This is a genomic window from Fervidobacterium islandicum, from assembly GCF_000767275.3.
Lineage (GTDB): Bacteria > Thermotogota > Thermotogae > Thermotogales > Fervidobacteriaceae > Fervidobacterium > Fervidobacterium islandicum.
The window spans coordinates 1,240,852-1,254,205 of record NZ_CP014334.2; the positions used below are offsets into that span (position 1 = coordinate 1,240,852).

13 protein-coding genes are annotated in these 13,354 nt (G+C 40.9%); 10 read left to right on the forward strand and 3 right to left on the reverse strand.

The genetic code is table 11. The features are described from left to right. The first annotated feature begins 263 nt into the window (after positions 1-263). From NA23_RS05820 to NA23_RS05830, 3 genes are read left to right on the forward strand one after another with little or no spacing between them, the layout of a single operon-like run. Entirely contained in the window at positions 264-1,403 is a 1,140-nt protein-coding gene (locus NA23_RS05820; protein WP_033191843.1) for an acyl-CoA dehydrogenase, read from the forward strand. Between the two features lie 9 nt (positions 1,404-1,412). Then, positions 1,413-2,204, forward strand: coding sequence for an electron transfer flavoprotein subunit beta/FixA family protein (locus tag NA23_RS05825; RefSeq protein ID WP_084384055.1), 792 nt, complete (start codon positions 1,413-1,415; stop codon positions 2,202-2,204). 31 nt (positions 2,205-2,235) lie between these two features. Next, on the forward strand, positions 2,236-3,240 hold the full coding sequence (locus tag NA23_RS05830; RefSeq protein ID WP_033191844.1) for an electron transfer flavoprotein subunit alpha/FixB family protein: 1,005 nt from the start codon (positions 2,236-2,238) through the stop codon (positions 3,238-3,240). 52 nt (positions 3,241-3,292) lie between these two features. Here the strand turns inward: NA23_RS05830 and NA23_RS05835 are convergent, their stop codons facing one another. Beyond that, a complete protein-coding gene (locus tag NA23_RS05835) occupies positions 3,293-4,498 on the reverse strand; it encodes an MFS transporter (RefSeq protein WP_052107168.1) in 1,206 nt (401 codons plus the stop codon). A 186-nt stretch (positions 4,499-4,684) separates the two neighbouring features. Here NA23_RS05835 and NA23_RS05840 point away from each other — a divergent pair, with 186 nt between their 5' ends. Further along, positions 4,685-6,247 (forward strand): FGGY-family carbohydrate kinase, encoded by a 1,563-nt coding sequence (locus NA23_RS05840; protein WP_033191845.1) that lies wholly within the window; start codon positions 4,685-4,687, stop codon positions 6,245-6,247. A 145-nt stretch (positions 6,248-6,392) separates the two neighbouring features. Further along, entirely contained in the window at positions 6,393-7,712 is a 1,320-nt protein-coding gene (locus NA23_RS05845; protein ID WP_033191846.1) for a S8 family peptidase, read from the forward strand. A 45-nt stretch (positions 7,713-7,757) separates the two neighbouring features. On the opposite strand, the gene NA23_RS05850 is transcribed toward NA23_RS05845, so the two are convergent. Then, positions 7,758-8,003: a DUF3783 domain-containing protein gene (locus tag NA23_RS05850; RefSeq protein ID WP_033191847.1), complete on the reverse strand. Its 246-nt coding sequence runs from the start codon at positions 8,001-8,003 to the stop codon at positions 7,758-7,760. A 116-nt stretch (positions 8,004-8,119) separates the two neighbouring features. Between NA23_RS05850 and NA23_RS05855 the strand changes: the two genes are divergently transcribed. After that, positions 8,120-9,196, forward strand: a complete 1,077-nt coding sequence (locus tag NA23_RS05855) for a glycosyltransferase family 2 protein (protein ID WP_033191848.1) — start codon at positions 8,120-8,122, stop codon at positions 9,194-9,196. Further along, the gene (locus tag NA23_RS05860) at positions 9,189-9,836 is read left to right on the forward strand and encodes a glycerol-3-phosphate acyltransferase (RefSeq protein WP_249476978.1); all 648 of its coding nucleotides are present in this window, start codon (positions 9,189-9,191) and stop codon (positions 9,834-9,836) included. The genes NA23_RS05855 and NA23_RS05860 overlap by 8 nt, the downstream gene beginning before the upstream one ends. On the opposite strand, the gene NA23_RS05865 is transcribed toward NA23_RS05860, so the two are convergent. Then, positions 9,826-10,755, reverse strand: a complete 930-nt coding sequence (locus NA23_RS05865; RefSeq protein WP_033190929.1) for a DDE-type integrase/transposase/recombinase — start codon at positions 10,753-10,755, stop codon at positions 9,826-9,828. The genes NA23_RS05860 and NA23_RS05865 overlap by 11 nt on opposite strands. Before the next feature lie 127 nt (positions 10,756-10,882). Between NA23_RS05865 and NA23_RS05870 the strand changes: the two genes are divergently transcribed. From NA23_RS05870 to NA23_RS05880, 3 genes are read left to right on the forward strand one after another with little or no spacing between them, the layout of a single operon-like run. Next, positions 10,883-11,866, forward strand: coding sequence for an aromatic ring-hydroxylating oxygenase subunit alpha (locus NA23_RS05870; RefSeq protein WP_033191851.1), 984 nt, complete (start codon positions 10,883-10,885; stop codon positions 11,864-11,866). A gap of 27 nt (positions 11,867-11,893) precedes the next feature. Beyond that, positions 11,894-12,376 carry a nuclear transport factor 2 family protein gene (locus NA23_RS05875; RefSeq protein WP_052107170.1) on the forward strand — a complete coding sequence of 161 codons (483 nt, stop codon included), beginning with the start codon at positions 11,894-11,896 and terminating at the stop codon, positions 12,374-12,376. Next, a complete protein-coding gene (locus tag NA23_RS05880) occupies positions 12,373-13,353 on the forward strand; it encodes an SDR family NAD(P)-dependent oxidoreductase (RefSeq protein ID WP_033191852.1) in 981 nt (326 codons plus the stop codon). Before NA23_RS05875 ends, NA23_RS05880 begins: the two co-directional genes overlap by 4 nt. The last annotated feature ends 1 nt before the right edge of the window (position 13,354 follow it).

The following is a 13,354-nucleotide window of genomic DNA, read 5'->3' on the forward strand; positions in this document are numbered from 1 at the left end:
GGAACATCTCTTTGTTTAACAATACGCTATTAAACATGAAAGAAATATCGAAGAAAACATTAGAAATTCCACGTATACTTAAGGTTTTTCTTTACTTCTATTGAAAACTTCCAGCTTAACACGTTCTTTACGTGATTTTATTCACAATTAAACTTAACATTTCTTTAATTAGTGGTATAATCATGGTGATATGTGAATAATTTCACGCAAAGTGGAAAGTAGTAACCAAGCCAAAAATATGCGATGAACTGGAGGTATATAGGATGGATTATCTGTTGACAAAGGAACAACTTCTTGCAAGGGAACTGTTTCGGCAGTTTGCTGAAGCGGAGGTCAAACCCATTGCACAGAAGGTTGACGAAGAAGAGTACTTTCCAACTGAAACGATAAAGAAGATGGCAGAGATTGGGATGATGGGTATACCATTTCCGAAAGAAGTTGGTGGCGCAGGCGGTGACTATCTGACGTACGTGATGGCTGTAGAGGAAATCGCAAAAGTTTGCGCGACAACGGCTATTATTCTTTCTGCACACACATCTCTATGTTGTTACCCCATATACACATGGGGTACAGACTATCAGAAAGAAAAGTACCTTAGACCATTACTCAAAGGGGAATACCTTGGTGCTTTTGCTTTAACAGAACCAAATGCAGGTAGTGATGCGGGGAACCAGCAAACTACTGCAAAGCTTGTAGGGGACTACTACATACTTAACGGTTCAAAGATATTTATCACCAACGGTGGAACAGCCGATGTGTTTATCGTCTTTGCGATGACAGACAAATCCAAAGGAACGAGAGGTATTAGTGCCTTTATTGTAGAAAAAGGCTTCGAGGGGTTTAAAGTTGGAAAGCCCGAAAAAAAGCTTGGTATCAGAGGTTCATCAACAACGGAGTTAATCTTTGAGGACTGTAAGGTTCCAAAGGAAAACCTCCTTGGAAGCGAAGGGATGGGGTTCAAAATTGCATTGCAGACGCTCGATGGAGGCCGCATCGGTGTTGGAGCACAAGCCCTTGGAATTGCAGAAGGAGCAATCTCAGAAGTTCTGAAATACGTAAAAGAAAGAAGACAGTTCTCAAAACCGATCGGTTCTTTCCAGGGAATTCAGTGGTACATCGCCGATATGATAACAAAGACAGAAGCTGCGAAATTGCTTGTCTACAACGCTGCGATAAAAAAGGACAAAGGGGTCCTCACAAGTGCGGATGCCGCAATGGCCAAGAAATATGCATCCGACGTTGCAATGGAAGTAACAACCCAAGCAGTCCAGATATTCGGAGGTTACGGCTACACAAAAGATTATCCAGTGGAACGTATGATGCGGGATGCAAAGATTACACAAATATACGAAGGAACAAACGAAGTTCAGAAGATGGTAATAGCAGCCCAGTACATAAAGTGAGGTGTAGTCATGAGCTTGAGAATTATAGTTTTCGCAAAGCAAGTCCCGGACACAACAGAGGTTAAAGTTGACCCGGTAAAAGGAACTCTTATCAGAGATGGTGTTAAATCAATAATGAACCCAGAAGATAAAAACGCACTTGAAGCAGCACTACAGCTCAAAGATAAATATGGTGCGAAAGTCTCAGTGATAACAATGGGACCACCTTCAGCGGAAGCTATTCTCAGAGAGAGCTATGCGATGGGTGCAGATGAAGCTGTACTAATAACAGACCCGCTATACGCAGGTGCAGATACATGGGTTACCAGTATGATATTAGCAAGAGCTGCACAAATGATAGGATTTGACTTGATTTTAACTGGTCGACAAGCAATAGATGGTGACACTGCACAGGTCGGTATTGAAATAGCGGAACACTTGAAGATCCCAGTAATAGCCTACGCCGTTGATTTGAAACTTGAGGGTGAACGGGTAATCGTCACGCGAGAACTGGATAACACATATGAGGTTATCACAACGAAACTCCCATGCTTAATAACGTGCACAAAGGAACTCAATAAACCGAGATACATGAGGATTGCAAACATCTTCGGTTGTTTCGACAAGCCAATAACGATTTTCAATAACTCCGTTTTAAACTTCGACAAGAACGAGGTAGGGCTTGTAGGTTCTCCAACGAAAGTTCGAAGAACGTTCACAAAAGGGCCGAAGGGAGAAGGAGTAACGTTTAACGGCACTCCAGAAGAGGCAGCGGAAATGATCATATCAAAGCTGAGAGCCGAAAAGCTCATCAATTTGTGATAAGTCTACTTACCAAAGGGGCGTGGAAAAAATGATAATGGTCTATTGTGAACAAAGAAATGGTGAGTTATTAAACGTTGGATTGGAATTAATTGGAAAAGCGGCTCAATTATCAAAAGACCTTGATAGAGAAGTGGTCGCGGTTGTCTGTGGCAACAAGATCACACATCTGGCTGAGAAACTCGCCAACTACGGCGCTACAAGAGTTATTGCGCTCCAGCATCCACTCTTAGAAAAATACACCGTTGATGGCTACACAGAAGCCTTGTACCAGGTCGTTCAATCTGAAAACCCAGATATCCTGCTTATTGGGGCAACACTTACAGGCCGAGAACTTGGTCCAAGGCTTGCAGCACGGTTAAAAACAGGTCTCACCGCAGACTGTACTAATTTGGAGATAGACCCTGAATCTAAATTGCTACTCATGACTCGTCCAGCGTTTGGTGGAAATCTCATGGCAACTATTATTTGTCCTAACAAGAAACCACAGATGGCAACGATTAGGCCCGGTGTTTTCCCAATACCACAAGCTGATACGCAAAGGACGTCAGAGGTGTACGTCTTCACACCGAAATTGAGAGAAGAAGACATAAAGGTGAAAGTTGAGCAGGTTATCGCAAAGGTTCGCAGGCACAAAGATATAAGCGCTGAAAAGATAATAGTGGCCGGTGGAAGAGGTGTAGGTTCTAAAGAGAATTTCGATTTGCTCGAAGAGCTTGCGGAATTGCTTGGTGGTGGAATTGCAGGTTCGAGAGCCGCTGTTGATGAAGGATGGTTACCGAAAGATTTACAAGTGGGACAAACTGGAAAAGTTGTCAGACCGAAACTGTACATAGCCATTGGAATAAGTGGTGCTATCCAACACCTCGCTGGTATGCAAGAAAGCGAATATATCATCGCTATAAACAAAGATCCGGAAGCACCAATAATGAAAGTTGCGGACCTTGCTATTGTAGGCGACTGGAAGCCAATCGTTAAAAGGCTCATTCAACAGCTAAAACAAAACATGGCTATTCAGGAAGAAGAAATTTCCTAAATCAGTTACAAGAAAGCAGGTCGCAAACCTGCTTTCTTATTTTTACACTTAATCAAACAACTTCTCCTGAACTCTTGGAAATAAACAAACTGTACTTCGGCACAAAAACAAGGTAGAAAATTAGGCCACTTATCGAAACTACAAGTCCTTCAAATACACCAAGCAACGATGGACCAAGGTACTGTATGATAGCCGCTCCCAAAACAGGACTGATTATCCTCATGAGACTATCAACGGAATTGAACACTCCCAGCGTTCCGCCAAGTTTTTCCCTCTGGACAGACTTTGTGACAAGTGAGCTTAAAGATACACCAATCAACGCAGAAGTCATGGCAAGAGGACCTAAAAACAACAAAAGTGTAAAAACATTAGCAGAAAGCGAGTATAAGAGCAAGAAGAGAGATGCTATGAATATCAGCGCCTTAATAACGTTATCCTCACTGTACTTCTTGGTGACCTTACCAACTAAAAACCCTTGAGTGAACACGATAACCAAACCAACGTAAGCCAACACATAGCTTGTTGTAGAAAGCGGAAGGTTCAATTTCTTCATTGCAAAGAGCGAAAAGGACGATTCAAACATCGTAAAACCAAGTGAGTAGAAGAGTTTAACAAGGACTAAAGAACCTAAGTGCGGCATAGATATAGTTTTTTTGAGCTCTTCAAAAGTGAATGGGACTCTCTTTGAATCTTGGGCTGGTTTCGAATCAGGCAAAAGAAAAATGATATTCAGCAAATTGACAAAAGAGAGTCCAGCGGCAAAGAATGCAGGTACCGAAAATCCCCATCTGCTCAAGAAACCACCTAAAGCTGGGCCCAATATGAAACCCAGTCCAAAGGCAGCTCCTATTAAACCCAAACTTTTCGCCCTGCTCTTTTCATCTGTGAAATCTCCGATGTACGACTGCGCAACGGTAATATTTCCTCCGGTCAGACCATCGATCAGTCTCGAAATCAAAACAACAAGCACCGATCGGGCAAGTCCGAGTGTTATCAAGGACAAAAACGTACCACCCACACTTAAAAGTAGCGCTTTTTTTCTTCCCACCTTATCGGAAAATCTTCCAATCAATGGTGCTGCAAAAACTTGTCCAAGTGGATAAACCATTGCTAACAACCCTATCATTAGATCACTTGCACCAAATTGCTTAACATAATACGGCAGCAGAGGGATTATGAGTCCAAAGCCAAGCATGTCCGCTAAGACGATGAAAAACAGTGTCGTTATAACCTTTCTCTTTTGTAGTTCGCCTTCCATTTTCCATCGCTCCTTAGATGCAAATTAGTTTTACCTAATTATATAACCGTTCCATATATTTGTCAATGTACACTGTCTAAAGTTATATACGATTTTCTTGCCAAAGATATTATTGAGTTAGGTAGTGTTAGAAAAAGTGGTATAATAAGGATTGTGTATCGCTACAAGAATTTGGGAGGAAAAGATATGAGTGTTCTTGCAATTGATTGTGGTACGCAGAGTTTGAGAGCGATCATCTTTTCAGACAAAGGGGATGTTCTTGCAGGTGAAAAGGTGGACTTTGAACCATACTATTCACGTGAAAGTGGCTGGGCTGAGCAATCACCTGAAGTGTACTGGGAAAGTCTTGCAAAGGCTACAAACAGACTGAAAGAAAAATCGCCAAAAGAGTTTCAATCAATTGAGGCAGTTACTTTAACAACCCAGAGAGCTACAATTGTAGTTGTGGACAAAAACGGCACACCGTTGAGAGACGCGTTTGTTTGGCTCGACGAACGCGAGGCGTTCGGGAAACCTAAGCTGTATTTCCATGAGCAACTTGCGTTTTGGTTGATCAAGAAACTTCCGACAGCACGCATGGCATATAGAAGGAGTAAGGCTAACTGGATAAAGCAAAACGAACCTGAAATCTGGAACAAAGTTCACAAATACCTTCTTCTCTCCGGATATCTGACTTACAAACTCGTTGGAGAATTTGTCGACTCAATCGCTTCACAAGTTGGATATATTCCATTTGACTACAAAAAGAAGGACTGGATTAAAAGTGATTTTCATTACAAATGGAGACTTTTCGGAATTGAAAGAGATAAACTGCCAAGGCTTGTTGAACCAACTGCAATACTTGGTTACATTACCAAATCAGTCGCTCAATTCACTGGTCTTAAGGAAGGATTACCATTAATCTCTGCTGGTGCGGACAAACAATGTGAAACTTTGGGTGTTGGATGCTTTTCTCCGAATGTAGGAAGTATAAGTCTTGGAACAACCGCGAAAATTCAAACAACCACGCCGAAATATGTAGAAGTTATACCGTTCATACCACCTTATCCTTCGATACTTTCGAATGCCTACAACCCAGAATTTGGTGTGTCCAGGGGTTTTTGGTTGGTTACTTGGTTTAAAAAAGAATTCGCACACAGTGAAGTTAGGGAAGCCGAAGAATTAAACACGTTCCCAGAAAAAATTCTCGATAGATACCTGCGTGAAATCCCAGATGGAAGCGATGGGCTAATCATACAACCTACATGGACCGCTGGACCCGAACGTCCTTTCTCAAGAGGAGCAATCGTCGGATTTTCAGACAGACACACACGGTTGCATGTTTATAAGGCGATTATAGAAGGCATCGGCTACGCATTATTGGAAGGGAAAATGAGGATAGAAAGAAAAACTGGTGTTAAGCTGGAAAGGATAGGGCTTTCAGGTGGAGGCTCCAAGAGCGAAGAGGTGTGCCAGATTACGACAAACATACTTGGCGTACCAACTTATAAAGTGCAGACTAATGAAACCGCATCTCTTGGCGCTGCTATTGCAGGATATGTTGGAATTGGAAGGTATAAGACCTTTGAAGAAGCCGTTCAAAATATGGTAAGGATCGAAAAAATTTTTTATCCTGACACTGAGAAGAGCAGAGTTTACAGTGAGTATTTCAACAAGGTATACGCAAAGATGTGGAAACGTATGGAAAAATTGTACTATGAACTTGGGAAGATAACGAGCAAAATCAACAATCCTCAAAATAGAATTTGAAGTTGCTTTCTGGTAGTATTTAAAAGCTTTTATCACATTTTTATAGTGAAACCACCACTTTTTCTTGACAAAGGCATCAGAAATTTTGTATAATCTCTTCATCGATTTCGGAAGTTTCACACTCTTGGATAGGAGGGGTTGTTTGATGAAAAAGCTAGCCTTATTTGCTGCCGTTTTCGTGATTTTGTTAGTAACGTTCAGCTGTACAAACACATTTGAACCAAGATTTGAACCTCGGGCTCAAGGAGAGCTCAAAGTCTTTGACAAACTTGGAGTATCGGGAACAGAAGAAGATTTCGTTCCAGGCGAATACGTTCTCCAATTTGAACCAAGAGAAAACGTTATCAAAGCACTGTCAAGCGTTGGGGCAGAAATAGTCAGAACCTACTCATTTGAAGATGTCCAGATCGTCACCGTTCGTACGGAAAAACCCGAGCTTCTTAGCTCCGTTCCCGGCGTCAAATCAGTTGATAAGAACTATATATACAGAGCGCTTGCAACACCAAACGATACGTATTACAGATATCAATGGCACTACAACAACATCAAACTTCCTCAAGCATGGGATATAATGAAATCTGCTAATATTGTCGTAGCAGTTGTAGACACTGGTGTTAGTTTTACACACCCAGACCTTCAAGGCATATTTGTCACTGGTAAAGATTTCGTAGATGGTGACAACAATCCCACAGACCCAGCACAAGATGTCAGCCACGGTACTCACTGTATAGGTACAGTTGCAGCTGTTACAAACAACAGCTTAGGTGTGGCTGGTGTGAACTGGGGCGGATACGGAATAAAGATAATGCCAATCAGGGTGCTCGGTGCAGACGGTTCAGGAACACTTGACAATGTAGCAGCTGGAATCAGATGGGCAGTAGACAACGGAGCGAAAATTGTTAGTATGAGCCTTGGTGGCAGTGGTGCCCAGGTACTTATGGATGCAGTTAAATATGCTTACGGTAAAAACGTTACATTGGTGTGCGCTGCAGGAAATGAAAATAGACCTTCACTCTCATATCCAGCAGCTTACGTTGAAACAATAGCTGTTGGTGCAACAAGGTACGATAACAAACGCGCACCGTATTCTAATTACAACTACACAAGATATTACGATCCTTACAAAAAAGCTTACGTCTATCACTACCTCGACGTTGTTGCGCCTGGTGGAGACACAAGCGTTGATCAAAATAGCGATGGATATGCAGACGGCGTGCTGAGTACCACATGGACACCAACAAATGGTGACATATATATGTTCTTGCAAGGCACATCCATGGCAACACCACATGTTGCAGCTCTTGCGGCAATGCTCTATGCAAAAGGATACACAACACCGGAAGCCATCAGAAACAGATTGATAAAGACAGCCTACAAGATTCCCGGTTACACGTACGACTCTACGGGCTGGAATAAGTACGTTGGATACGGATTGATTGATGCTTACAAAGCTTTAACGTACTAAGAACACTAACAAAACAAAGAGGGAGGCCAAAGCCTCCCTCTTTTCTTATTCCTTCGGTGATTCGTTTTCTCTCTTAGTTTGCCTAATTCTCTTAAATTCCTCATGTTCTTGCTTGAGTTCGGTGATCAGGTCTTCAACTTTCCAGGTCAAACTCGTCGGAGTTGTGCTTGCAAAGATCAAGTCTTCACCTTGAAAATTTTCTTTGAGAAGTTTCATAACCTTAAGGATTTCCGGCTTCTCAAAGCCGTGCAGTATTACTATCTTCTGTTCTTTTCTGTTCTCTTCACTCATTCTATGCATCTCCTTTTGCAAGTATTTATACCACGTCTAATTGTATACAGAAATTAACCAGTTGTCAATATTTTTATGATATAATCCTTCCAGAAAGCGTTAAGGAGGAATCGACTTTGAGATTCATCGTATTTGGACTTTTCATACTGATTTCAATTGCGTACGTTATCTCCGGAAGAAAGAGAATTTTACATTCGAAAAACGATTATGAAGACTTAGTCAACGATACAAAGATTTCTGTTATTATACCAGCCCGCAACGAAGAGCAGAACTTGAAAAAGCTTTTACCGCTGATATTAAATCAAACGATAAAACCGTTCGAATTAATCGTTGTTGACGATAACTCCACAGATGGAACATATTCAGTTGCGTCAAGCTTTGAGAACGTGAAGGTTATTAGACTAACCGAAGAACCACCTAAAGGATGGGTAGGAAAATCCTGGGCTATATGGAACGGGTTTTCCAATTCTTCTGGCAATTATTTATTGTTTCTTGATGCTGATGTTGAACCTGAGCCAGTCCTAATTAGCTCTCTTATCCAGCGTTACAGGGAAAAGAGTGGTTTGATAACAGTATGGCCATACCAACGGTTCGAAAGATTTTACGAGCATTTGACACTACCATTCAACTTGCTTGTCATTTACGCAAGTAATAATCTTGGATTTCCTTCAAAGGAACCTTCCGGAGCATTTGGACCTGTAATTTTTACATCAAGAAAAGACTACGAGATGGTCGGAGGACACGAAGCGATCAGAGATAGTGTTCTTGAGGATATAAAACTTGGGAAATTGTACCTGAGGAGTGGATTGAAAGTCACAAATTTTCTTGGAAACAACACTGTCAAATTCAGAATGTATCCGAATGGGATAAGACAGCTTTTCGAAGGTTTTTCGAAAAATATGTCATCTGGGGCAATAACGGCAGGTATTCTTCCATTTGCTTTATCTATTATATGGATGTCGGGGGTGTATTCATCCATAAGTACTGCTTTTAGTATAGAAGGGGCCGTGCGTTATATGGTGACCGCTTTAGCTATTTATGTAATGGCTAAGCCTACCGGTGATTACAAATGGTATGACGCTATCTTATACCCCGTGCATTTTTTGTTTTTCCTAATCGTGTTTTTCTACTCCCTTTATCTGACAATTTTCAAAAAGCAAGTATCATGGAAAGGGAGGAAGATAAATGTTTGATAAGACTTTTTTATCTTACTTAACAATAATATTTGTCCAGTTTCTTTCTGGAAGCATCATGTATTCTTACATAATTGCCCGTTTATTAAAGATTGACCTCAGAAAGGTTCGCGATGGTAACCCTGGTTCTACAAATCTTTGGAGGGCGGCAGGTTGGAAATGGGGCTTTCTTGCGCTTGCACTTGATTATTTCAAAGGTGTCTTTCCACTTGCATTGTTTGCTTGGAATGCCCGGGTAGAGATTAATCCCTACGTGGTTAGCGTAGCTGCGTTGGCTGGTGTTGCCGGACATGCTTTCTCACCAATGCTCCGGTTCAAAGGAGGAAAAGCGATAGCAACAACTTTCGGTGCTTGGTCTGTATTGACCAAATGGGAAGGTCCGATGGTGCTTGGTATTACGTTTACATTGTTCTCTGTGGTAAATAAGCTCAGAGGAAAAAGAGGGACAACACCAGAAGAAGATACCTTGCGTGTTTTTATAGGTTTTTTCTTTTTGTTCATATATACAATATGGAAAGTTTTCAACGGGTCCCCAGAATTAATAGTACTTTATTTTGGGAACCTAATAATTGTTGCTTACAAACATAGAAGGGAGATATTTAAACTTATCGAAAAGAGGGGAGATGCTGTTAACTTGTAGTGATGGAAGACAATAGAACACAGATAACACGCGCAATATCATTGTTGTTCAGTTTCAAGAGATTTCTCACTACACAAAAGCTGTTCACGTACATTGGAAGATTGTCAATATTCTTAAATCCACGCTTGGCTCGTACAAAGTCTTGGAATAACGAAAACTTCGATTCACATTGATTGTTCTGCCCAAGTCTCACAACTATATGGTTGATATTCTTGTATAGTATCTTCACTGCACCATACGCACCAAGTCCATCAGTGATTAGTTCGATTTCTCTTTCGTTGTTACCAAAGAACTTCTCTAACAATATCTTCACTTGACCCATATCGCGATATTTGGATACATGCCAAGCAACAATAAGATTCGAATCGTGCTCAACTAAGAACCAAACGTAGTACTTTTTGGATTTAAACAAAACGACAGTTTCATCACCATGGACTTTGAAAGCATCTACAGGAACGAGGATGGAAAAGAAACAAGACAACTTAAGGATCCACTTGTAGATAGCGACATGAGAGACTTTGATATTAAGTGAGTCTCTGATGGAACGCAAGGACACAGCTTTGAAATAAAGGACGAAGGCTTTAAGGACAATAAAGATAGGGAAACGGAAGAACTTGAAAGAGTCGAAAGGAAGAGGGACAAATTGAGGTAAGTTAGTTGGGATTTCGTCTCTGGTATGGCAAGAACGGCAACGGAACTTAACGAAGGCTTTTTTGATTTTGTGGATTTGCATAGTTTTTCCACAGACAGGGCATTTAGGATAAGGGAAAGAGAAGAGCTTGTGTTTTTTTGAATGAACAAGTCTGAAAGTGCGCTTACAGTCTTTGCAAAAGTATTGTTGGTTACCGTACTTATCATGACCGTTTTTGTAGATGTTGGTAGAGCCGCATTTGGGGCAAGAGACTACAGAATTTTGCATAGTGGAGTACCTCCTTTTTGTGAGAATTGATGGTGGGGGGTGTTCCACTAATAAGAAGATAATACGGTTTTTGGAAATTTTCAATACTTTTAGTTAACAGCATCGTTCATATAAAGGGGGGAGCATTATGATAAAAAATCAATGGTACGTTGTAATGTCTTCACGTGAGATAAGAAAAGGGCAATTAGTTGGTGTTACAAGATTTGGCGAGAAGCTCGCATTTTGGAGAGATAACAAAGGTGCTGTACACTGCATATCGGATATTTGTTGCCATAGAGGAGCTTCTATATCGCATGGTAAGTTACTTCACAACGGACACGTTGCGATGTGCCCGTTTCACGGTTTTGAGTACGACCCAACAGGCAAAGTGGTCGCTATCCCCGCAAACGGTAGAAAAACCCCTGTTCCTGAGAATTTCAAAGTAAAGTCTTACAGAGTGCATGAGACGGCAGACTTTATTTGGCTATGGTACGGCGATGATGAACCAAAAACTTTTCCGAAGTATTTCGATGATATAGGTGATGACTTATCCTACAGTGAATTTAGTGAAGTATGGAGCGTCCATTACAGTAGGGCTGTTGAGAATCAGTTAGACCCCGTCCATGTGCCCTTTGTACACTACAACACTATCGGAAGAGGTAACAGAACTGTTGTAGATGGGCCTATCGTTAGGTGGATTGATGATACGATGTTTTATTTCTACGTTTTTAACAGAGTAGACGATGGGACACCGGCCAAAAGACCCGATGAACTTAAGATAAGCAATGCAAGTAAAGTCTACTTAGAGTTCAAGTTTCCTAATATTTGGCAAAATCACATTGACGAAAAGCTACGAGTGACCGCAGCATTTGTGCCGATAGATGATGAACATACCAGAATTTACCTTAGATTCTACGTTGGATTCACCAAGGTAAAGTTTCTTGATAAACTCATCGCCATCTTAGGAACACCGTTTAATAAAAAGGTGTTACACCAAGACAAAGCCGTTGTTGAAACTCAAATACCAAAGAGGTCTGAACTCAAGATGTCGGAAAACCTCATCAACGGAGACCTGCCGATAATTGAATATAGAAAGAAGAGAGAAGAACTGAAAAAAATTAATAACGTTTAACCAGTAAAAAACTTTAGGAGTGATTGTATGTCTGAAGAAAGAAAACAGAAACTTGGTGCTCAAAATGATTCAGAATATGCGATAACCTCGTTGGAGCAACTAATACAACTCTGGACAAAAACATACAACCACGAAGGCAAACCCGACTGGTCCCACCTTTTGCCGTATTACGATGAAAACATACACTTTAGGGACTCTGTTCAAGAAATATATGGGATTGAAGAGTTTAGAGCCATGGTGGAGCGTTTAACAAAGCGTTCCCAAGAGCTACATATGAATATTCTAAATGCGGTTATGGAAGGTAATGTTATCTTCGTCGAATGGGATATGATAATTAACTTCAGAAAAACAAAGACGTCGGTGGTACACGGTGCAAGCAGGCTTATTCTGAACGAGAAAGGTAAGATAATAGACCAAAGAGATTACTACGACCTCTGGGGTGATATATTCGACAACATCCCTGGATTCGGCAAGTTGTACAGAAAGTTCATGAAGAAGGTGTTTGGATGAGCAAAGAGTTTAACGGCTGTTCAGTAAGAAGGTATTGGCCGCAATACAGATGGTCAAATATATTTGAAATGATACGAAATATGTCGAGTCGGCCAAAAACTTGCAAGCAGCGATTTGACGACAAGCTCGTTGTAATTACCGGAGCTACTTCTGGCATAGGGTATGAAACAGCTAAGAAATATGCAGCGGGCGGTGCCCGTTTGATAACAATAAACCGAAATAAAGAAAAGTCGGAAAAACTGTGCCGAGAAATTGCTGAAGAATACAACACCGATTGTGAATACATTTTAGCTGACCTCAGCAAGCTAAAAGATATCTTAAACGTTGCAGAAAAATTGAACTCTTTGAATTCAAATATCGACGTGTTAATTCACAACGCAGGTCTTTATCTTAACAAGAAAGTTTTAACTGAAGATGGGCTTGAGATGAACTTTGTTGTTCATTACCTTGCACCTTTCATAATAAATTACTCACTAATGGAAAAGTTGAAGAGAGACAACTCCACCCGAATAATACTTGTCAGCTCCGAAGGCTACAGATTCGCAGCTTGGGGAATTTGCTTGGATGATTTGAATTGGGAGAAGAGAAAGTATTCTGGTTTAAAAGCTTACGGAACAGCCAAACTCGCTCAAATCTTGAGTATGCACATTTTTGCACAGATATTTAGTTCAGAGAAACTTAAAATCACCATAAACGCTATGCACCCGGGGTTTGTAAAAACTAACACGGGACAGGATAACGGACCAGTGTACAAGTTTTTCAAAAAGCATCTACTTGATAGACTCTCCAGAGAACCAGCAGAATCAGCAGAAGCTCTTTATTATCTGGGAGTTTCCAAAGAAGTGAGTAATGTGAGTGATGAATTTTTTCACTACACCACCATCGAAGAACTCGCTCCACCTGCCAAAGACATGGAATTAGCTCAGATGCTTTGGGATAAGACTCTTCAAATAATAAAAGAAAAGTGTGGGTTTTAGA